We start from the raw sequence: 21,407 nt of genomic DNA, 5'->3' as shown, positions 1-21,407 counted from the left end.
TCAGCCACCCTGTACCGCCGTGAGGATCTCGACGCGCGCGCCGTCGGGCAACGGTCGGTCCCAGGCCGAGCGTGGGTGCACGGCGTCGTCGACGGCGACGGCGACGCCCCGGTCGGGGAGGCCGAGCGCGTCGAGCAGTCCGGCGGCGGTGATACCAGCGGGCAGGTCGCGGTCGGTCCCGTTCACCCGGATCGACACCTGCGCGTGGTCGGTCATGGGAACCTCCGGGGGTCGAGTCGCGCCACCCACGGTGACGTCGACGGTGGGTCGTCGAGCAGGTCGACGACGAGTTCGGCGGTCAGCGGTGCGGTGAGGATGCCGTTGCGTCCGTGCCCGACCGCGACAATGGTGCGGGCATCGGACCGGCCGACCAGGGGTAATCCGTCCGGCGTGGTGGGGCGCAGGCCAGAGCCGATCTCGACGACGCGGTACTCGGCGAGGCCGGGCATCAGTTCGGTGGCGTCGATTAACAGGTCACTCACCCCGCCCACCCGTGGTGCGGTGTCGCCGCGGTCACCGGTCTCGTACTGGGTGGCCCCGACCACGACGCCGTCGCGGCGCGGGACGACGTACACCGAGCGGCCACGCCAGCGGGCGCGGACCACGGCGTCGGGTGGTGGCGGCGCGGTCGGCGGGCGCGACAACCGCAGGATCTCGCCCTTCTCGGCGGTGACGGGCAGGCCCTCGACGAGATCGGACGTCCAGGAGCCGGCGGCCACCACCACCTGGTCGGCGTCGAGATCGTCCACGCGGCAGACCTTCTCGGCCGTGACGGTCACGCCCGCCTCCCGCGCGCCGCAGCGCACCGCGGCCAGCAGGGCACGGTTGTCGACGGCACCTTCTCCGGCCACCAGGTGTCCGCGCCGCACGCTGGACCCCAACATCGATGCCGCCGAACGCATCCGGCTCCGGTCGACCGCCTCGGGTCGCACATCGAAGGCGGCGAGGTGATCGATCACGGCGCGCAGGTGTCCGGCATCGGAGCTGTCCGCCGCGACCAGCAGGGTGTCGCGGGCGACCTTGATGTCGGCGGTGTCGACACCGGACTGCTCGAGGTCGGCCAGCAGCGCGGGCCACCGCTCGCGCGCGGCGAGGGCGAACTCGAGCACCGCGTCCTCACCGGGCCGCCCCTCCCCCGCGCAGCCGAGCATCCCGCCGGCGACCGAGGTGCCCGCGCCGGCGATATCGGGGGCGTGCAGCGTTGTCCGCCAACCGTTCCGGGCCGCGCGCCAGGCGATCATCGAGCCGATGACGCCGCCGCCGACGACGGCCAGACGTGCGCTCACGCAGTCCACTCCCTTCCTTCGCCGGCATGACCCGGATCAGGTGCGACGGTCAGCGGCGGTGAGCCGCGATCTCAGCCCGATTCATCCCTCGGGCCCCCGTGTGTGTGCTCTCGACCCTACGCTGCGCCTGTCACGTCGAGAGGCCTCGACCTCTAGGGTCGAGCGGGTGGACACGCGCGCACGACTGGCCGACGCCCGGCTCTACCTCTGCACCGACGCCCGCCGCGAACGCGGCGACCTCGTGGATTTCGTCGACGCCGCGCTCGCCGGCGGCGTCGACATCGTGCAGCTCCGCGACAAGGGCTCCCCCGGCGAGCAGCAGTTCGGGACGCTCGAGGCCGCCCGGGAGATCGATCTGCTGGGTGACCTGGCGACAGTGACCGCGCGTCACGGTGCGCTGCTCGCCGTCAACGATCGCGCCGACATCGCCGCCACCGCCTCGGCGGACGTGCTGCACCTCGGCCAGGACGATCTGACACCGTCCGCCGCGCGCGCGGTCGTCGGGCGGGAGACGATCATCGGCCGCTCGACCCACGACGCGACGCAGGCGGCCGCCGCCGACGCCGATCCCGACATCGACTACTTCTGCACCGGACCGTGCTGGCCGACGCCCACCAAACCCGGTCGGCCCGCCGCGGGCCTGCGACTCGTCGAGACCACGGCCGGGCGATCGAACCGGTTGCCGTGGTTCGCCATCGGCGGCATCGACGAGACGAGGGTCCCCGAGGTGGTCGCCGCCGGCGCCCGCCGGATCGTCGTCGTCCGGGCCATCACCGGGGCGTCCGACCCCCGCGCCGCCGCCCGGCGACTGCGCGCACTGGTCGTCTCCGGTCGCTGACACAGATGACACCGTGAGTGCACGCCGCGTGGATGGTCCACGCGGCGTGCACCATCGGTGATGGTTGTGTACTCATCGCCGACTGATCTAGGCTCGTCGCATCATGACGCGCATTCTTCTCGTAGCCCGCCGCAGCGGGGTCTGATCCGACCGACCCCCCGCTGCGGGGTCGCTATGCGCTCGTCTTCTCGGTCCTCCTTCTTTCCCTGAGAGACCACTCATGTTCGCCACCACATCCACACCCTTCGCACCGGCGTCGAGCCGGTTCCCCACTCCCTTGCCACGTGCTCTGCGCGCGGCGGCCGACACCCTCGACTGGCGCGACTTCTGCGCCGGCCGCGCCGTCTCGGGACCGATCCGCCTGGGCACCTGGTCGGCTGTCGCCGCCCACGACGACCTGATCGCCTTCCGCGCGACGATGGCCGTCGGTGACCGCATCTGCGCCGTCGACGCGACCGCCGTCGGACCGCTCGGCGCGGCGACTGCGATGTTGCACGCGCTCGGCGTCGCGATCGAGATCACCGGCCTGCACCAGCAGACCGTCGGCGCCGACACCGTCACCTTCGTCGAAGGCGACATCGATGGTCACCGGGCCTGGGGCATGGGCGTGGCCCCCGAACCCGCACTCGCAGGTGTCGGTGCACTGATCGCCGCGGCCAACCGGCTGCGCTGACCACCCCCTCGACATCTGCACACATCCTGCACAACCGTTCATTACGGTCGGCGCGATGGACGAGAACGGGAGCAACGTCGACGCGCGGTACGGGCAGCGACCACACCGCACGTTCCTCTGGATCGGCCTCGGTGCGGGCGTCATGGCCGTCCTGGTGGTGCTCACCGGCGGGTGGCTGATGCTGCGGTGGATCGACGACGGGATGACCGGTGTTCACGTCTCCGAAGACAAGAATTCCGCTCGACGCCTCGCCCAGGGACTGGGGCTCGAGCTACGGCCCGGCGACCGCATCGTCTACGGCGAGTACCAGTCGTCGTTTCCTGACTCGGGTTCCTACCTGGTGGTCGAGACGCGGACTCCCGCCGACCGCGACCGGCTGCTGACGACGTCGGCGATGGGGTGCGGTCCGGAGAGTCGGACGCCGGGGAGCCAGCACAGGTCACGCGACGACCACGGGCCCGGCGAATCGGCCACACTGATCGGTTGCCACAGCGCAGTCAGCGGGGCCGGGGTGCTGTCCGCCGAGTACGACCCCGCCGACGGGACATCGGGCACCCGCATCTACATCCAGGCCTCCCAGATGTGACGACGGCGAAGTCAGCCCGGTCCGGGGAGTCCGGTGGTGATGCGGGTGCGCAGTGCGGGCCAGGCCTTCGCGAACGAGGGGTGCAGCGGGAGTTCGTCGACGACCTGTTCGGCCACCCACCGCAGCTCCGACGACTCGACGTTGGCAACGGTCGCCAACGGGGCGCTGACGTCGGCGATCACCGTGTGATAGGTCCAGCCACTGGCGGCCTGATGGGTCAGCACCTCGTCGCGGACGGTCAGGTCGTCGTGGGAGATGCCGGCCTCCTCGCCGGCCTCGCGCACGGCGGTGTCGCGGGCGGACTCGTGGGAGTCGCGCGCACCACCGGGCAGTCCCCAGGTGCCGCCCTGGTGCGACCACAGCGCGCGGTGCTGCAGCAGGATCCCGACCGATCCGTCGTCGAGTGGCGCGCGCAGCAGGAGGCCCGCCGCCCCGTGCAGACCCCAGTGTCGGACGCCGTCGGACTCGAAGACCCAACCGTCACCGTCGCCTCGCACTCCGCACCTCGTCTCTCTCGCCCCGACGACGGAGCAGGTCGCCGAATGTCTCAACCGTACCGAGATGAGGTGACGGCGTCGTCGTTGCGGACATGGGCACGCGCCGCGCGATTAGAGTCGGACAGGTACATCAGCACCGTCCGCACGGAAGGGACCCCTCAGTGACCGGCGACGCGGCGTCCCTGCGCTCCCGGCTGATCCGTGGGCCGTCGGAGTCCGTCGACAACCGACCCGAGGGTTCGGGACCCACCGCGACCGGGCCCGGCAGGCTGCTGCGCACCCGGCGAGGCGGTCGACGCACCGAGCGACGCGGGTCCCTCACCTCCCGCGGGGCACGCGCCGAACGACGCGAACTGATGGCGCTGGCGCGTGACCAGGCCCGATCGCCGCTCGCCACGATCCGACAGCTCCTGGGCACCAGCCCGGGCAAGCTGTTCCTCATCGCGGTCATCCTCGTGATCGGGGCGATCGCCACCGGCTGGTACGCATCGACCTCGCTCGACAACCGGACCGCGGCACTGGCCCAGACCATCTCCGACACCGAACCCATCGCCGAGTCGTCGCAGGTCCTCTACAGCGATCTGTCGATCGCGGACGCGTCGGCGAACGCGGCCTTCATCTCCGGCGGACTCGAACCGGCCGCGTTGCGCAGTCGCTACTCCGCGGCGATCGCGACGGCATCGCAGGCCCTCATCCAGGCGGCGAGCGGGACGGCCGAGGAGAACACCACCGTCCGCGACGACCTCAACTCCCTCGCCGAGCAGCTCCCCGTCTACACCGGCCTCATCGAATCGGCGCGCACCAACAACCGTCTGGGGAACCCGGTCGGGTCGGCCTACCTCGGCGAGGCCTCGAACCTCATGCAGACCACGATCCTGCCCGCGGCGCAGCGGCTCTACACCGCGCGGTCGACCGCGATCAGCGATCCGCAGAACCGCTTCACCGACCCGCCGTGGGGGGTCTACGCCGCGCTCGCCGTGCTGCTCGTCGCGCTCATCGCCACCCACCAGTACCTGGCCCGACGCACCCGTCGCCGCCTCAACCTGGGTCTGCTGCTCGCGATCGGGTTCACCGTCGTGGCGGCCATGTGGGTGCTCGTCGGCAGCCTGCTCTCGGTGTCGTCGACCAACAGCGCCGAGACCAGGGGCGCGCAACCGCTGCGCGACCTCACCACCGCGCGCATCCTCACCCAGCAGGCACGCTCGGCGGAGACCCTGGCGCTGGTGCGTCGCGGCGACGAGGCGACGTTGCAGAACCAGTTCGTGAGCGCCAACGGTCGCATCGCGGCCACCCTCAACTCCTATCTCGCCGACACCGACGACGATGACGACACCGATGCCCGAGAATCGGTCCAGCGGGCGCTGGCCGCCCTGTCGACGTGGCAGACCGCGCACGCCGCGACGATCGAGCGGTCCAACGCCGGCGACTTCGACGGGGCGACCGCGATGGCCGTCGGCAACACCGCCGACGGAGCCGCGCAGGCCTACATGACCCTCGACCGCGCGCTCATCGACGGCATCACCCGCACACGCACCGCCTTCCGCGACGACATCAACACCGCGCGGGTCGTCATCGGATACGTGGGCAGCGGCGCCCTGGTGCTCGGCCTGTTGGCCGCGGCGACCTCGGCGCTCGGCATGACCCCGCGCATCCGGGAGTACCGATGATCCGGCGTCTGCTGGCGGCGCTCGTCCTCGCGGTCGTCGTGCTCACCGCGTCGGCATGCCTGCGGGTACCCGCGCCCGACGATCCGCCCCCGTCGGCCTCGGCGACGACCCCGACGCCGCCGGGACTCACGACCGACGCGCCGCGCGAGGAGGTCCCCGACCAGGCCTCGTGCGAGACCGGCAGCCTGCGCCCCGGCCCGCTGCCCCCGGTCGGCCGTATGCCGACCGGCTCGGCCATGGAGGGCATCTTCGCGCGCGGACGGCTCATCGTGGGGCTCGATGTGGGTTCGAACCTGTTCAGCTTCCGCGACCCGATCAGCGGTGACATCGAGGGCTTCGACGTCGACATCGCCAAGCAGATCGCGCTGGCGATCTTCGGTGACCCCAACCGCATCGAATACCGGATCCTCACCTCGAACGAACGGATCTCGGCGCTGCAGAACCGCGAGGTCGACCTCGTAGTCAAGACCCTCAGCATCACCTGCGACCGGCTGCAGGACATCGCGTTCTCGACCGTGTACTACGAGGCGTCGCAACGCATCCTGGCGTTGCGCGGGTCGCCGATCAACGGCATCGACGACCTCGCGAACAAGCGGGTCTGCGCCGCGCGCGGCACCACCTCCATCGCCCGGCTGCAGCAGCGGGTGCCCAGCGTGCGCGTCGCGTCGGTGTCGACATGGGCCGACTGCCTGGTGGTGCTGCAGCAGGGCGGAGTAGACGCGGTGTCCACCGACGACGCCATCCTCGCCGGCCTCGCCGCGCAGGACCCGTACGTCCACGTCGTCGGGGCGAGCCTGGGCGAGGAGCCCTACGGCGTCGGGATCAACAGGGACCAACCCGACCTCGTGCGGTTCGTCAACGGCGTGCTCGATCAGATCCGCGCCGACGGCACCTGGTACGAGATCTACACTCGGTGGCTCTCGATCCTCGGACCGGTGTACTACCCACCCCAGCCGCTCTACCGCGACTGACCACGACCGACGCGAATTCTGGGAGGTGAACGACGATGGCCGAGACCGACGCACGCGAGGGTCCGGTGTCCGCTGACGCCGGCGCCGACCACCACACCGATGACGCCGTCGAGGTCGCCACCCAGGCCGTCGACCTCGAGGTCGCCACGCAGGCCGCCGACCTCGAGGTGGGTACGCAGGCGACTGATGTCGAGGTGGGTACGCAAGCGGCCCGGGCCGCGGTTCCCGACGTCGGCACGCAGGCCACCCAGGCCGCCGTCCCGTCCGCCGTGTCGGGCGGTTCGGGCACCGAGGCCACCACCGACGACGCCGGCACCCGCATCCCGCCGGCGTTGCAGGCCCTGACCAGTCGGGTGACGCGCAAGCGACGTCGCCTCGGCGCCGGGCTCGTCGACGTCACCTGGGTCCGCGACATCGCACCCGAGGACGCTGTGATGTCCGATCCGGTGATCCCCGAGGGCAAGCGTGACTGCTGGCAGTGCGGCCGCCCGTTGGGTCGCGCGTCGGGTCCCGGCGAGGGCCCGCTCAACGGCGACTGCCCCCACTGCGGTGCCCACTACTCGTTCACCCCCGGGCTCGCACCGGGCACGATGGTCGCCGACCAGTACGAGATCACCGGCGCCATCGCCCACGGCGGTCTCGGGTGGATCTACCTCGCGTTCGACCGCAACGTGTCCGACCGCGCGGTCGTGCTCAAGGGCCTGTTGAACTCCAACGACGCCGAGGCGCAGGCCGTCGCGTTCGCCGAACGGCAGTTCCTGGCGTCGGTGTCGCACCCGAACATCGTCAAGATCTTCAACTTCGTCGAACACCTCGACACCTCGGGGCGCACGTTCGGCTACATCGTGATGGAGTACGTCGGCGGCGCGACGCTCAAGAGCCTCACCACGGTCGACGGCGACTCCTCACACCGCAAGCACCTACCGATCTCGCACGCCATCGCCTACCTGCTCGAGGTCATGGGCGCCCTGGGCTATCTCCACTCGGTGGGCCTGGTGTTCAACGACGTCAAACCCGAGAACATCATGATCGGCGGCGACGAGGTCAAGATGATCGACCTCGGCGCGGTGTCGCCCATCAACGGCTACGGACACCTCTACGGGACACCGGGATTCCAGGCCCCGGAGATCGTGAAGACCGGTCCGCAGATCGTGACCGACATCTACAGCATCGGACGGACCCTCGCGGTTCTCACCCTGCCGATGCCGATGGAGAACGGCCGCTACGTCGACGGCCTCCCCTCCCCCGAGGACGCGCAGGTCCTCGCCGACAACGAGTCGTTCCACCGACTGCTGCAGCGATCCACCGATCCCGATCCGGCGCAGCGCTTCTCGTCGACCGACGAGATGGCGACGCAGATGCTGTCGGTGCTGCGCGAGATCGTCGCGCGGTCGACCGGTGTGCCGCGCCCCGCACTGTCGACGGTGTTCACCCCGCAGCGCACCACCTTCGGCACCGACCTGCTGCTCGGGCCGGTCGACGGGTTCTTCGATCCCATCAACTCCGAGACCTTCCTCGACCCCGACGACATCGCCGCGGCGCTGCCCGTGCCGCTGGTCGACCAGACCGACCCCGCCGCAGGACTTCTCACGTCGGCGGCGCTGTCGGAACCCAACCAGACGCTCGACACGATCCGCAGCGCCAAGCAGGACGGCCTGTCGTCGTTGATCGGCACCGACCCCGGCGACGACCATCCGTCGCTGGAGGTCGATCTCGCCGAGGCCCGCGCCTACATCGAACTCGGCGACGTCGACACCGCGCTGGGGTTGCTCGACATCACCTCACGCCACCACCAACACTCCTGGCGTATCGAGTGGTACCTCGGGTTGTGCGCCCTGATCAACGGGGAACCCGAGGTCGCCCACGAACGATTCTCGACGGTGCTGGCGGCGATGCCCGGCGAGATCGCCCCCAAGCTCGCCGTCGCCGCGACCGCCGAACTCATCGGACGCTGGTTGCGCAGCGAGAGTTCCGATCCCGGCTCGCGTCGTGGCGGCACGACCGCGGCCGATCCCGAACGTGCTGCGGCGATAGAACACTGGGACGAGGTGGCGCTGCGGGAGTACACCACCCTGTGGCAGACCGACCGCGGCATCGTCACCGCCGCGTTCGGCGTGGCCCGGATGTTGTTCACCGCCGGGGAGATCGAGGAGTCGGTGAAGGCCCTCGACGACGTCCCCGCCACCAGCCGCCACTTCAACACCGCGTCGTGCACCACCGTGCTCGCGCTGGTCCACGGTCGTGACCCCGAGCAGGTCACCGGCGACCAGTTGCGCGAGGCGGCCCGCCGACTCGCGGCGATGCCCGAGACCGAACCACGCAAGCCGCGCCTGTCGATCATGGTGTTGGGCACCGCACTCGGCTGGGTGAACGCCCACCCCGACAAGGCGTCACCGAACATCTCGCTGCTCGGGTTCCCGTTCACCGAACACGGTCTGCGGGCCGGGCTCGAACGGTCACTGCGCCGCCTGGCCCGATCGACGGTCGACCGCAAACAGCGTTTCAACCTGGTCGATCTCGCGAATCTCATCCGGCCGCACACCCTGTTCTGAGGGCACTACCAGCTCAGCCAGGGTTCCTCTCGCACCACAGCGGCCTGCACGTCGTCGGCGGCGACGTCGATGTGTCCGAACAACGCGGCGACCGCCTCGTCCTGCGTCATCCCCAGGCGAGCGGCGTGGCGCTCCGCGCGGCGCAGCGCTCGTGTCGTCGTGACCCGGGTAACGGCCCCGGTGTCACCGAAGTCGACGTCGATGCCACCCGCTCCGCCGGGACCGAGCGGAGTGGTCAGCGCCTCGAGGGTGGTGTCGCCGAACACGACCCGCCCGGCGACGTCGGCGACGAATCGGCACCGGTCGAGCACGTATCGCCCGGGCGCGCCGCGACGGATCCGCGAATCATGCAGTGCCAGAACGTCGTGCATGTCCGCACCGTTGTCGCCGACGAGCCACACCGCGACATCGCCGGTGCGCACGATCGACGCGATCGTCCGGTGCAGGGACGCCGGGGTGTGTCCCGCGGTCGACACCCGCGCGACCACGTCGGGTACCTCGTAGCGCAGACCGGCGGTGCGGGCGGCCGGCTCGGTGATCCTCGGCGCGAGGCTCAGCGCCTCACCGTTCTTCGCGTCGGTGCGCCGCGCGGTGTCGCGCGCGGCCCAGTCGGGGCCGTCGTGCCACGCCACCGCACGCGGTTCGTGGGCGAGCACGGCGCCGGCCATCGTCATGCGGTTCGCGAGTTCCCAGTCCTCGCCGCCGTAGCGGGTGAACGACTCGTCGAATCCGCCGACCTCGTCGAACAGCACTCGGCTGCAGGTCATCACGGCGCTGATCACGTAGCGGTACCCGGTCCAGCCGGGCCGCAGCAGGTTCTCGGTCCATCCGTAGGCGTCGACGAGCCATTGCGGTTCGGTGAGCTCTGTCGCCGGGGTGGTGGAGAAGTCGGCGTGGCGGCGACGCCCGACCACGAGGGCGTCGGGCACCACCGAAGGCAGTGCGATGGCATGGGCGAGGTAGTCGGGCTCGGGCACGGTGTCGGCGTCGAGGAAGCAGAGCAGCTCGCCGTTCGACGTCCGCGCGCCGAGGTTACGTGCGGCCGCCGCCCGGAACCCGTTGTCGGCCTGCCGGACCACGGTGACATCGACGGTGTGGCCGCGCACGTCCGGTGGCTGCGCCGACCCGTCGTCGGCGACGATGACCTCGATCCTGTCGGTGCCGACGGTCTGGGTGTCGAGAGCGGTGAGGACGCGGTGCAGCTGCGCGGGTTGCTCGTAGTACGGGATCACCACACTGATCGAACGGGCCGGCGCGGTTTCGTCGGCGACGAGGCCCCATCGCTCGTCGGAGACGAGATCCCACCGATTGTCGGCGACGACCACGGTCCCATCCGCGCAGCGGAACACCCCGGGGCCGGTCATCGGCCCACCCGTGCGAACACGGCGCGGTGGGCGTCGGCCACCTCCGCGGGAGTGGGGTGCACGGCGACGGCGCCGCCGATGCGGGTACGTGACGGATCATGTAGCGCCGCAGTGATCGACGGCGTGAGGTCGGCGTCGTCGTAGACCACCAGCGTTCCCGGCGACCGGGCCGCGATCTCCTCGGTGTAGCGGGTGCGCGGTACCAGCGGCGCACGCCGCAGCGATCGCCAGGTGTTCACCGAGGCCGATGCGGACATGTGTCGATGGTGGGCCACCGGGACGGTGATCGTCGCCATCCGTCGGTACAACTCGGCGTCGTCGAGGAACCCCGTCACCTCCACCGGTCGGCCGATCGACGCCGCGTGAGCGTGCAATTCGTCGACGAGGTCGTCGTGGCCGTCGGACGGCGCGCCGAGCGCGACGAACGCGACGTCGGCGTCGAGCCCGTCCATGGCGCGCAGGGTCTCGATGTGACCCTTCCCGGGATAGAGGAACCCGAGCACGCCGACCGACCGTCCACCGGTGGCCGCCGCCGGATCGGCAGCTGCGATGTCGAGGGTCTCGACCATCAGCGGGATCACCTCGGGGGTGACGTCGAGGCCGAGATGCTCGGCCAACAGGGCACTCTCGTGGTCGCTCGACACCACCACCGCGTCGAGGACCGACGCCACCCGCCGGTAGCACTCGACACGGCGGGCGAAACCGGTGCCGTCCGAGAGTTGCGGGAGGTCGTGGAGCGTGGCGCTCACCCGCGCACCCCGCTCGTGCAGCGCGGCCACCAATCCGGTCGCGGCATCGGCGGCCGCTGATGCCGACGCACCGAACAGGCGGTCCGTGAACTGCAGGTGCACGACGTCGGGAACCGTTGCTGTGCAGGCGTTCGTCGCGGTCCGGGGGTCGACCTCGCGCGCGATCACCCGGGCGTCACCGGCCAGCGCGGCGTGCACGGCCGCGCCGTGGCGGACCACGCCGTGTTCGGGGGGTCCGACGAGCAGGTGCACCACCGACACGTCCGCACCGATCACGGAGCCATCCCCAGGATCTCGAGGAGTTCGGCGTAGCGGGTGCGTGCGGCCTCGGCATAGACAGGGTGGTCGGCGTAGAACGCGGCCTGCGCGGTGCGCACCTCCGCCTGCGCGACGGCACGGCCGTCGACCGTCCAGGCGTCTCGCGGCGCGGCGTCGAGGCCCAGCGCGTCGACCACCCGCTCCTCGAGCGGCGACCGGACACCGCCGAGGAGGATGCGGCCCGGATCACCCGGGACGCCGCGGTGACCGGCGGCCGACAGCAGTCGGGTGGCGACCGTCGCGAGAACGGGGTTGCCGGGGTGGTTGATGGTGTGTGCGGCCGCCGCCCCGAACCCGTGCAGCGTGTCGGAGACGCCGACATCGCAGTCCCGGGCCTCGCGGGCGGCCAACTGGTCGATGCTCCACTGCGCCGCGTCGCGGATCTGTTCCGGCGTCACCTCGACGTCGTCGTGACCGAACAGCGTGCGCAGGTCGTGATACGGGACGACCGGCGGCGACACCGACGGCTCGGCGGGATCGCGCACGATCACCTGGAACGGGTACAGGCCGCCGTAGCGGATCACCGGCCATCGGAGTCGTACCGCGTCGGCGGGCAGCCAGCGCGTCAGATCGTCGGTGCCGATCGGCAGATCGCGATACCCCGAACGCACCGGTTGGGAGAGCACCACCCGAGCCCGGGTGAGCAGCGCCTGCACGTGAGGAATGTCATCGCCGGTGAGTTCGTGCACCGGTGGCACGCGGCACGTCACGAACCCGCGATCGGCGACCGTGTCGAGGAGAACCCGCAGCGCCTCGGCCTGACAGTTGCCCCACACCACCCACAGCGGACGGCCGTCCTGGGCCCCCCGGGGCTCGGAGACACCGTAGAAACCGCCGTAGTGGATCGTGCGCGGATCGAGCTCCGCGGTCACCGGGGTGGGGCCTGTCGGGGGGAGGGGCTATTGTCGAAGAGCACGATTCTTCTCCCTCTCGAGCAGTCGGGCCGGGTGTATCCCTCCCCCCTTTGTAACGTCTGCCGCGCTCGGAGAAAATTTGACCCTGACACCATCGGTTTCGTCGTCTCCTCCTGACCACATCCGCGTCGCCTCCATACCCTCGGCGCATCCCTATGTGGCACATCTGAATTCGCCGTCGAACCCCGGCCCGGGGATGGTCGTGCACCGACTCGCCGACCCACGCCCGGCGGGCGCCGGCCCCGGCGACACGCGCTGGTGGCCGCCACGCTTGCTCGAACCGCGATGGCTCGCCGAGCATGTCGAGTCCTTCGACCTGCTGCACCTGCACTTCGGGTTCGACACGGCGACGCCCGACTCCCTGCGCGCCGTTCTCGACACCGTGCACGCGGCGGGCAAACCGGTCGTGTTCACCGCGCATGACCTGCACAATCCCCACTTCCCCGACGATGCCGCGCATCGGGCGTGTCTGGACGTGCTGATCCCCGGTGTCGACGAACTGATCACCCTCACCCGCGGTGCGGCCGTCGAGATCGAGCGGCGGTGGGGACGCCGACCGACCGTGATCGCGCATCCGCACATCGCGCCGCTCGACCGCGTCGGCGCACCGCGCACCCCGCGCGACGGGTTCGTGATCGGGCTGCACGCCAAGAGCTTTCGCGCCAATCTCGATCCCGGTGCCGTCGTCGACACCCTCGCGCGCGTTGTGGCGAGCATGAACGACGACGGTGACGACGTGACCCTGCGCATCGACATCGACGCCGGCGATCATCCCGAGGCCGCGAAGCTCCACGCCGTCGCCGACCGACCCGGGGTGGACCTGCGCGTCCATCCACGTTTCACCGACGACGAACTGTGGCACTACCTGTCCGTGATCGACGTGTCGGTGCTCCCGTATCGCTTCGGCACCCATTCGGGGTGGCTCGAGGCGTGCTTCGACGTGGGCACCGCGGTGATCATCGGCGACTGCGGTCACCACGGCGACCAACGCCCGGTCACCCAGTTCGGTTTCGGTCCCGACCGTTTCGACGCCCACAGCCTGGAGCGGGCCGTCCGGTCGGCGTACCTGCTGCGCGATCACCCGCCGACGGCGACCCGATCCGGGCGCGAGGCAGAGCGCGAGGCTGTCGCCGCGGCACACGACGCCGTCTACCGCCGCGCTCTGCGCCATGCCCACACCGACCTCACGGCGCGTGCGTCGTGACCGGCGTTCTCGCCCCGCTGCGCTCATCTGTTGTCCCGACCGGGGGTCGGCCCACCGACCGGCCGCTGCGGATCGCGCTGCTGGGGTCGTCGAGCTACCCGATCTGCGAGCCGTTCGCGGGAGGCCTCGAGGCGCACATCCACCAGTGGGCCACGGCGCTGACCGCACTCGGGCACGAGGTGACACTGTTCGCCGCCGACGGATCGGCCACCGACATCGCCTCGGGCATGCTGCGGGTCCGGACGCTGGAGCTCTCCGAGATCTCCCGATCGGATCCGACAACACCCGAACGCATGGTGAACGAGCACCACGCCTATCTGTCGCTGATGCTCGAGCTCGCCGAGACCGGGAGTCAGACATACGATCTCGTGCACAACCACAGCCTGCACTACCTCCCCATCGCGATGTCGCGGATGCTCGACATCCCCATGCTGACGACACTGCACACCCCGCCGTTCGCGTGGTTGGAGTCGGCGATCGCCGTATCCCGCGGCATCACCACGTCGTTCGCGGCGGTCAGTCGCTACACCGCACGGCAGTGGGAACCGGTGGCCGGTGATGTCGACGTCGTGTTCAACGGCATCGCGACCGACCGGTGGCCCGTGGGCCCCGGCGGCGACCACGCCGTGTGGTCGGGACGCCTGGTCCCCGAGAAGGGACCGCACCTGGCGATCGACGCCGCGCGCGCCGCGGGCATGCCGATCCGGATCGCCGGCCCCGTACAGGACGAGCGCTACTTCGCCCAGGAGATCGCCCCCCGCCTGGGCCCCGGCGTCGAGTATGTCGGTCACCTCCACCGACGTGATCTCGCCGAGCTCGTCGGACGGTCGGCCGTCGCGCTGGTGACACCGGTGTGGGACGAGCCGTACGGGCTGGTCGTCGCCGAGGCGTTGTCGTGCGGCACGCCGGTCGCCGCGTTCGACCGGGGTGGCATCCCCGAGATCGTCGACGCGTCATCGGGACGGCTCGCCCGGCCCGACGACGTCGCGTCGCTGGCCGCGGCCCTCACCCAGGCCGCGGGGTTGTCGCGGGCCGACGCACGCCGTCGTGCGCAGGACGTGTGCTCGGAGACGCGGATGGTCGACGAGTACCTGCACATCTACGACCGAATGCTGACCCGACAGGGTGCGGCTGAGCCGACGACCCGCGTGGTCGGCTGATCTGACGTGATCGGTTATTACGTCCATCACCACGGCGTCGGCCACATGACCCGCTCGGCGTCGATCGCCGCCGCTCTCGACGAACCGGTCACCGTGTTGTCGTCACGGCGTCCGCCGGCCGATCACCCGGCCGTCGACTGGCTCGATCTGCCCCTCGACGTCCCCGCGGATCCCCTCGGCGACACCGCTGCCGACCCGACCGCGCACGGCGCCGTGCACTGGGCACCGACCGATGTCGTCGGACTCACCGACCGCATGGCGGCGGTGGCCGCGTGGATCGCCCGGGTGCGGCCGTCGGCGGTGGTGGTCGACGTGTCGGTCGAGATGACGGTGTTCGTGCGTCTCATGGGTGTCCCGGTGGTCGTGATGGCCATGCCCGGTGATCGCACCGACAGCCCCCACGAGCTCGCCCACCGGATCGCCGATCGCATCGTCGCCCCGTGGTCGCGCGGCGTCTACGACCCCGCGCACCTCCACCCGTTCGCGGCCAAGACCCGACACGTGGGGTCGATCAGCCGTTTCGCCGATCGCACCCGCGACCCCGCCGCGATTCCCCTCGACCCGACCGTCCTCGTCCTCGGTGGCGCCGGCGGATCGGCGGTCGACACACACGCGGTCGAGGCCGCGGCGCGGGCCTGCCCGGACCACCGATGGCGGTTCGCGGGCCCCGGGTCGTGGGTCGACGACGTGTGGCCACTGCTGCACTCCGCGTCGGTGGTGGTCACCCACGCCGGCCAGAACGCCGTCGCCGACGTCGCCTGCGCCGCCACACCGGCGGTCGTCATCCCCCAGGACCGTCCCTTCGGCGAACAGAACGCGACCGCCGAGGCGTTGTCCCGCAACAGCATCGCGGTCACCCTCGACACGTGGCCCGCACCGGAGGCGTGGCCGCGACTGCTCGCCGAGGCCTCGGCCATCGACACCACACGCTGGAAGAACCTGCAGACCGACGGCGCGGCCGACCGTGCCGCCGCGGTGGTGTCTGACCTCATCGCCGAGGTCGCGCGATGACGATGACCGCCGTGGTGACCGTCGTCTCGGGTCGGCACCGTCATCTGCGGGCCCAGCGGGTCGGTCTCGCGGCATCGACGGTTCCGCCCGCCGTGCACGTGGTCGTCGCCATGGACGATCCGGCGGTCGCCGAGGTCCTCGAGGAGAACCCACTGCCGACGACCCTGGACACGGTCGGTGACGATGACCACCGGTTGCCGCTGGCGACCGCGCGCAACCTCGGCGCCGCCACCGCGATCGAGGCCGGCGCCGACCTGCTGGTGTTCCTTGACGTCGACTGCATCCCCGCCCCGGATCTGCTGTCGCGCTACGCCGCCGCCGCAGCCGAGCACCCCGACACCCTGCTGTGCGGCCCGGTCACCTACCTGCCGCCGCGCGACCACCCCTGGACCGCCGCCGAACTGGCGTCGGCGACCGATCCGCACCCGGCCCGTCCGAACCCACCCGACGGCGTGGTCCTCACGGGCGACGACCCCGATCTGTTCTGGTCCCTGTCGTTCGCGGTCACCCCGGCCACGTGGCGACGTGTCGGCGGTTTCTGTGAGGACTATCGCGGATACGGCGGCGAGGACACGGATTTCGCCGCCGTGGCCGCCGCGACGGGTGTCGGGATCTCGTGGGTCGGCGGCGCGCACGCCCATCACCAGCACCACCCCGTGTCCCGGCCACCGGTCGAGCATCTCGACGACATCGTCGCGAACGCGACGGTGTTCCACCGGCGGTGGGGTCGGTGGCCGATGACCGGGTGGCTCGACGACTTCGAACGTGCAGGCCTCATCACCCGCAGCGACGAGGAGATCGCCGTCCGGAGCTGAGGTTCAGGCGGCGCCGACGAGCGCGGCGGCCTTGCGGGCGATCGCCAGTTCCTCGTTCGTGGGGACGACGAGCACCGCCACCTCCGAGTCCGCGGTGGATATCCGCCGAGCCTCCCGCGACCGGACGACGTTCGCCTCGTCGTCGACGGCGATGCCGTATCGCTCGAGTCCGGCCAGAGCGTCGCGGCGCACCGTCGGCGCATTCTCCCCGACACCGGCGGTGAACACGATGGCGTCGACCCGGCCGAGATCGACCATGTAGGCGCCGATGTAGCGCCGCAGGCGATGGATGTAGACGTCGTAGGCGAGCTGCGCGGCCTCGTCGCCGTCGGCGACCATCGAGGTGATGGTGCGGAAGTCGTTCTCCCCGCACAGTCCCTTGAGACCGGAGCCGGAGTTCAGCATCCGGTCGATGTCGTCGATGTCCATGTCCGACACCCGGCGCAGGTACATCACAATCGCGGGATCGATGTCGCCGCTGCGGGTTCCCATCACGAGACCCTCGAGCGGGGTGAGGCCCATCGACGTGTCGATCGGGCGGCCGCCGCGCACCGCCGACGCCGAGGCCCCGTTGCCGAGGTGCAGGATGATCTGCGCCACGTCGGCGGGATCGGCGCCGAGGAACCGCGCAGCCGCGCCGCTCACGTACTCGTGCGAGGTGCCGTGGAATCCGTAGCGCCGGATGTGATGCGCAGTGGCCACCTCTCGGTCGATCGCGTACGTCGCGGCCGCAGCCGGCAGGTCGTGGAAGAAGGCGGTGTCGAACACGCAGACACCGGGCACATCGGGCAGCAGCGCACGGATCGCGGTGATCCCCATGAGGTTCACCGGATTGTGCAGGGGTGCCAGTCCCGAGAGCGCGTCGATCGTCTCGATCACCTCGTCGCTCACCAGCACGGGTTCGGAGAACTCCTTCCCGCCGTGGACCACCCGGTGTCCGACCGCCTGCAGCCCGCTCGACGCCAGGTCGGTGCCGGACTCGGCGAACAGGTCCAGCGCCTTCTCCAGCGCCTCGTGGTGGTCGGCGATCGCGCCGTCGAAACGACGCGTCTGACCGTTCTGCCCGTGTTCGGCGGCCGCGGAACCCGATCCGATGCGCTCCACGAGGCCCGAGGCGATGACGTCGGCCGAATCGGGGTGCACCAGCTGATATTTCAGCGAGGACGATCCCGAGTTGAGCACCAGGACGGCACCTGTCGCATCGCCGATGCGCCCGGAGTCCGTCATCACAGGGCCTGCGCCTGGATGGCGGTGATCGCGACGGTGTTGACGATGTCGGACACCAGTGCGCCGCGGGAGAGGTCGTTGATCGGTTTGCGCAATCCCTGCAGCACCGGACCGATGGCGACGGCGTTCGCGCTGCGCTGCACCGCCTTGTAGGTGTTGTTGCCGGTGTTGAGGTCGGGGAAGACGAGCACCGTCGCCTGGCCGGCCACCTTCGAGTCGGGCATCTTGCTCTGCGCCACCGACGGCTCGACGGCCGCGTCGTACTGGATCGGCCCCTCCACCAACAGTTCCGGTGCGCGGTCCCGCACGAGTTCGGTGGCGGTGCGCACCTTGTCGACGTCGGCACCCGACCCCGATTCCCCCGTCGAGTACGACAGGAGCGCGACGCGGGTCTCGATGCCGAACTGGTCGGCGGTGGCGGCCGAGGAGATGGCGATGTCGGCGAGCTGTTCGGCGGTGGGGTCGGGCACGATCGCGCAGTCGCCGTAGGCCAGGACACGGTCGGCGAGGCACATGAAGAACACGCTCGACACCGTCGAGACCCCCTCCAGGGTCTTGATGATCTCGAACGCCGGCCGGATGGTGTGTGCGGTGGTGTGTTTCGCGCCCGACACCATGCCGTCGACGATGCCCTCGTGCACCATCATCGTGCCGAAGTACGACACGTCGCGCACGACCTGCAGCGCGCGGGCGGTGTCCATGCCCTTGTGTTTGCGCAGCTCCGCGTACGAGTCGGCGAAGCGGTCGAGGAGATCAGACGTGGTCGGGTCGATCACCTCGGCGGCGTCGAGATCGACTCCGAGTTCCTGTGCGCGCGAACGTACGTCGTCGACGTCACCGAGCAACGTGAGGTCGGCGACGCCCCGCCGCAGGAGCCGGCCTGCCGCGCGCAGCACGCGGTCGTCGTCGCCCTCGGGCAGCACGATGCGCTTGCGATCGGACTTCGCGCGCGAGATCAGCTGGTATTCGAACATCTGCGGCGTCACCACCGTCGGCGCCGACAGCCGCAGCTTCTCCAGCAGCGACTCGGAGTCGACGTGTTCCTCCATCAGCGTCAGCGCCGCATCGATCTTGCGCACCGACTCGACGCCGACCCGCCCGCGCGCCAGTGCCGCGGTGCGGGCGGTCTCGTAGGTGCCCTGCTCGCACGTGATGATCGGCAGTGCCGGTTTGAGTCCCTCGACGAGCGAGGAGATCATCGGGTGCGGCTTGATACCGCCGTTCATGATGATGCCCGACAGTTTCGGGAAACCCTGTGCCGCATTGGCGGTCACCAGCGCGAGCAGCACGTCGGATCGATCGGCGGGGGTGATGACGGCGACACCGTCGGTGAGACGTTCGAGGATGTGTTCGGCGGTCATGCCGCCCACCATCACGCTCATCGCCTCACGGTCGAGGAGCTCGGGATCGCCACTGTAGAGCTCGCCGTCGAGGGCGGCCATCAGCTCGTTCATCGTCGGCGCCACCAGCACCGGGTCCTCGGGCAGCGCCCACGCCGGCAGTCCCGTGGTCTCCAATGTCGTCTTGACCTCGGTGAGCTGATCGGGCGCACAGCGATTGGCGATGAGGGCCGCGGCCTGCGCATGGGCGCCGCGCACCTCGGCCAGGCAGAGTTCGGCGAGGGCGAGCACCTCGTCGGGTGTCCGGTCGGCGGCCTTGAGCGCCAACACCATCGGGGTGCCCAGGTTCGCGGCGATCCGCGCGTTGAAGCTGAGCTCCGAGGGGCTCGCGACGTCGGTGAAGTCCGATCCGATGACGAGGACCGAATCGCACTGCTCCTCCACGGCGTGGAAGCGGTCGACGATCTCGGCCAGCGTCGCCTCGGGGTCGGAGTGCACCTGTTCATAGGTCACGCCGATGCAGTCCTCGTAGGAGAGGTCGGCCGAGTCGTGTTCCATCAGCAGGTCGAGGATGTAGTCCCGCTCGCCCGCCGCGGCCCGCGAGATCGGCCGGAACACGCCGACCCGACCGCCGGTGGCGGCCAGCAGGTGCAGCGTGCCGAGCGCGATGGTCGATTTCCCGGTGTCGCCCTCGGGGGAGGCGATGTAGATGCTGCTCGAGGTCGGACTGCCTGCGGCCATGCCGCTCAGCCTATCGGCCGACGGGTTTGCCCAGGAGATCGAGGACGACCGGTGCGATCGACGGCAGCAATGTCTGCCACAGCTGCGGGGCCAGGAGGACACTGCCGGCGTCCTTCGTGCGACACCCGCTCGCGACCGGGACCCCGTCGAAGCGATCGGCGAGAAACTTCAGGAACAGCGGCAGCCCGAAGATGTCGAGGGTGATGTGCTCGCTGAAGTGATCACGGAGGTACTCGATCCGCGCCTGCGGATCGGTGCAGTACTTCCTCACCAGAGCGTTGACCGGGCCCACAGGTACGAGGTAGTCGGGGTTGGACTGCGTCATGAACATCGGGAAGTCCGGCGTCGCATGGCCCATCGAGATCTCGGAGAGCACGTCGCGGACCCGCGGGTCGTCGAACGGTCGTGGGATCGAGAACAGCGACTCGATGTCGACGAACGGCAACACCACCGCCGAGGGCACCTGGCAGAGGTTCTGTTTCGCGGCGACATAGGCGCGACCGGCCGGGGTCAGGTACCGCCGGAACAGGTCCTGCAGGACGGGGTACTCACGTTGTGCCCCGATGGCGCCGGCGAAGATGAGTCCTGAACCGATGTTGCGGGTGTTGAGCCGCAGCGCGGCCCCGATGTCGGCGGGTATCCCGCCCTCGGCGGCACCCACGATCCGCAGATCGGGCGCATAGCTGCGGTGCAGTTCGGCGGCGTGCCCGGTGGCGATCGCTCCGCCCGAGTAGCCCATCATCCCCACCGGCGTCGACCGCGACAGCCGCATCGGCGAGAAGTTCTCCGCTGCGCGGATGCCGTCGAGCGTGATCCGGCCCTCGAGGGGACCCGCACCGAACGCCTGTCGGGGTCCCTGGGTGTCGGTGATGACGACCGACCAGCCCATCTCCAGCGCCGCGAGCGGCACCACGAACAGGGAGTTGGTCTCGATCGCACCGGCGAGCGGACCGACCGACGCCAGCTGGGTGACGTACGACGGTCGGCAGTACTGACCCAACGAGTCCTCCGCCGACTGGAACGACAGCAGCGGTCGGTGGGGCGCGGTCGTGCCGCGCGGGCGCATGACCGTGGTCACCGCGGGGACCGCGGCACCGCGGGAGTCCGACGACCGGAACGACAGTTGCCAGGCGTCCATGTTCAGGGGGAGCGCGGCGTAGAACGCGAGGTTGACCCGTCGCGCGGCGATGATCTCGCCGGGCTGCTTCGAGGCGACCACAGCCTGCGGCGGTGCGTAGAAGCCCGGATCGAGTTCCGGCGGCAGCGGAGGGACCGGGAACGGCGGCGCGGGCGCGATCGTCGGTGGCGCGGGTGCGGGCGGTGCCGCCGCGGCCGGGGTGACCGTGGCGAGCAGGCCTCCGACACACAGTGCCGCCACCGCGACCCACACGCTCCACCGTCGTTCTGTCCGCATCATCCGACCGAGACCTCCCTGCACGACGCCCCCGACGGGCGGTTGTGATCTGCGCTACACCACACCGCAAACCTCGGCAC

General features: G+C 70.5%; 19 protein-coding genes and 1 riboswitch. Of the genes, 10 read left to right on the top strand and 9 right to left on the bottom strand.

From position 1 onward, the window contains the following. Positions 1 to 216, bottom strand: coding sequence for a sulfur carrier protein ThiS (gene thiS / locus ACQ7HM_RS13065; RefSeq protein WP_434216676.1), 216 nt, complete (start codon positions 214 to 216; stop codon positions 1 to 3). Then, positions 213 to 1,286 (bottom strand): glycine oxidase ThiO, encoded by a 1,074-nt coding sequence (gene thiO, locus ACQ7HM_RS13060; RefSeq protein WP_434216675.1) that lies wholly within the window; start codon positions 1,284 to 1,286, stop codon positions 213 to 215. Before thiO ends, thiS begins: the two co-directional genes overlap by 4 nt. After that, positions 1,283 to 1,396: riboswitch (TPP riboswitch) on the bottom strand. (Overlaps the previous gene by 4 nt.) A gap of 56 nt (positions 1,397 to 1,452) precedes the next feature. Here thiO and thiE point away from each other — a divergent pair. From thiE to ACQ7HM_RS13045, 3 genes are all read left to right on the top strand, one after another. Continuing rightward, on the top strand, positions 1,453 to 2,124 hold the full coding sequence (thiE, locus tag ACQ7HM_RS13055; protein ID WP_434216674.1) for a thiamine phosphate synthase: 672 nt from the start codon (positions 1,453 to 1,455) through the stop codon (positions 2,122 to 2,124). 220 nt (positions 2,125 to 2,344) lie between these two features. Next, positions 2,345 to 2,797, top strand: a complete 453-nt coding sequence (locus ACQ7HM_RS13050) for a hypothetical protein (RefSeq protein WP_434216673.1) — start codon at positions 2,345 to 2,347, stop codon at positions 2,795 to 2,797. Positions 2,798 to 2,852: 55 nt separating this feature from the next. Then, entirely contained in the window at positions 2,853 to 3,383 is a 531-nt protein-coding gene (locus tag ACQ7HM_RS13045) for a hypothetical protein (protein WP_434216672.1), read from the top strand. Positions 3,384 to 3,394: 11 nt separating this feature from the next. On the opposite strand, the gene ACQ7HM_RS13040 is transcribed toward ACQ7HM_RS13045, so the two are convergent. Then, the gene (locus ACQ7HM_RS13040; protein WP_434216671.1) at positions 3,395 to 3,880 is read right to left on the bottom strand and encodes an NUDIX hydrolase; all 486 of its coding nucleotides are present in this window, start codon (positions 3,878 to 3,880) and stop codon (positions 3,395 to 3,397) included. Between the two features lie 161 nt (positions 3,881 to 4,041). Here ACQ7HM_RS13040 and ACQ7HM_RS13035 point away from each other — a divergent pair, with 161 nt between their 5' ends. Genes ACQ7HM_RS13035 through ACQ7HM_RS13025 form a run of 3 tightly spaced genes read left to right on the top strand, consistent with a single transcriptional unit; the run spans position 4,042 to position 9,070 of the window. Continuing rightward, a complete protein-coding gene (locus tag ACQ7HM_RS13035; protein ID WP_434216670.1) occupies positions 4,042 to 5,547 on the top strand; it encodes a hypothetical protein in 1,506 nt (501 codons plus the stop codon). Next, the gene (locus ACQ7HM_RS13030) at positions 5,544 to 6,518 is read left to right on the top strand and encodes a glutamate ABC transporter substrate-binding protein (protein ID WP_434216669.1); all 975 of its coding nucleotides are present in this window, start codon (positions 5,544 to 5,546) and stop codon (positions 6,516 to 6,518) included. Before ACQ7HM_RS13035 ends, ACQ7HM_RS13030 begins: the two co-directional genes overlap by 4 nt. A 35-nt stretch (positions 6,519 to 6,553) precedes the next feature. After that, complete coding sequence (locus ACQ7HM_RS13025; RefSeq protein WP_434216668.1) at positions 6,554 to 9,070, top strand: tetratricopeptide repeat protein; 2,517 nt, start codon at positions 6,554 to 6,556, stop codon at positions 9,068 to 9,070. A gap of 5 nt (positions 9,071 to 9,075) precedes the next feature. Here ACQ7HM_RS13025 and ACQ7HM_RS13020 read toward each other — a convergent pair whose 3' ends face one another. Genes ACQ7HM_RS13020 through ACQ7HM_RS13010 form a run of 3 tightly spaced genes read right to left on the bottom strand, consistent with a single transcriptional unit; the run spans position 9,076 to position 12,373 of the window. Further along, on the bottom strand, positions 9,076 to 10,434 hold the full coding sequence (locus tag ACQ7HM_RS13020) for a glycosyltransferase (protein WP_434216667.1): 1,359 nt from the start codon (positions 10,432 to 10,434) through the stop codon (positions 9,076 to 9,078). Further along, positions 10,431 to 11,459: a hypothetical protein gene (locus tag ACQ7HM_RS13015; protein ID WP_434216666.1), complete on the bottom strand. Its 1,029-nt coding sequence runs from the start codon at positions 11,457 to 11,459 to the stop codon at positions 10,431 to 10,433. The genes ACQ7HM_RS13020 and ACQ7HM_RS13015 overlap by 4 nt, the downstream gene beginning before the upstream one ends. Next, positions 11,456 to 12,373 carry a WcbI family polysaccharide biosynthesis putative acetyltransferase gene (locus ACQ7HM_RS13010; RefSeq protein ID WP_434216665.1) on the bottom strand — a complete coding sequence of 306 codons (918 nt, stop codon included), beginning with the start codon at positions 12,371 to 12,373 and terminating at the stop codon, positions 11,456 to 11,458. The genes ACQ7HM_RS13015 and ACQ7HM_RS13010 overlap by 4 nt, the downstream gene beginning before the upstream one ends. A gap of 199 nt (positions 12,374 to 12,572) precedes the next feature. Between ACQ7HM_RS13010 and ACQ7HM_RS13005 the strand changes: the two genes are divergently transcribed. The 4 genes from ACQ7HM_RS13005 to ACQ7HM_RS12990 are packed head-to-tail and all read left to right on the top strand — an operon-like array spanning position 12,573 to position 16,605. Then, positions 12,573 to 13,619, top strand: a complete 1,047-nt coding sequence (locus tag ACQ7HM_RS13005) for a glycosyltransferase (protein WP_434216664.1) — start codon at positions 12,573 to 12,575, stop codon at positions 13,617 to 13,619. Between the two features lie 17 nt (positions 13,620 to 13,636). Next, complete coding sequence (locus tag ACQ7HM_RS13000; RefSeq protein WP_434216949.1) at positions 13,637 to 14,779, top strand: glycosyltransferase; 1,143 nt, start codon at positions 13,637 to 13,639, stop codon at positions 14,777 to 14,779. A gap of 6 nt (positions 14,780 to 14,785) precedes the next feature. After that, positions 14,786 to 15,790 carry a glycosyltransferase gene (locus ACQ7HM_RS12995; protein ID WP_434216663.1) on the top strand — a complete coding sequence of 335 codons (1,005 nt, stop codon included), beginning with the start codon at positions 14,786 to 14,788 and terminating at the stop codon, positions 15,788 to 15,790. After that, entirely contained in the window at positions 15,787 to 16,605 is an 819-nt protein-coding gene (locus ACQ7HM_RS12990; RefSeq protein ID WP_434216662.1) for a glycosyltransferase family 2 protein, read from the top strand. Before ACQ7HM_RS12995 ends, ACQ7HM_RS12990 begins: the two co-directional genes overlap by 4 nt. A gap of 3 nt (positions 16,606 to 16,608) precedes the next feature. Here ACQ7HM_RS12990 and ACQ7HM_RS12985 read toward each other — a convergent pair whose 3' ends face one another. The 3 genes from ACQ7HM_RS12985 to ACQ7HM_RS12975 are packed head-to-tail and all read right to left on the bottom strand — an operon-like array spanning position 16,609 to position 21,330. Beyond that, complete coding sequence (locus ACQ7HM_RS12985; protein ID WP_434216661.1) at positions 16,609 to 17,832, bottom strand: acetate kinase; 1,224 nt, start codon at positions 17,830 to 17,832, stop codon at positions 16,609 to 16,611. Further along, entirely contained in the window at positions 17,832 to 19,913 is a 2,082-nt protein-coding gene (pta, locus tag ACQ7HM_RS12980; protein ID WP_434216660.1) for a phosphate acetyltransferase, read from the bottom strand. The genes ACQ7HM_RS12985 and pta overlap by 1 nt, the downstream gene beginning before the upstream one ends. A gap of 10 nt (positions 19,914 to 19,923) precedes the next feature. After that, positions 19,924 to 21,330, bottom strand: a complete 1,407-nt coding sequence (locus ACQ7HM_RS12975; RefSeq protein WP_434216659.1) for a lipase family protein — start codon at positions 21,328 to 21,330, stop codon at positions 19,924 to 19,926. Positions 21,331 to 21,407: the final 77 nt, after the last annotated feature.

This window comes from Williamsia sp. MIQD14 (genome assembly GCF_051025635.1).
Lineage (GTDB): Bacteria > Actinomycetota > Actinomycetes > Mycobacteriales > Mycobacteriaceae > Williamsia_A.
This window is presented reverse-complemented; position numbering and strand designations above follow the sequence as displayed.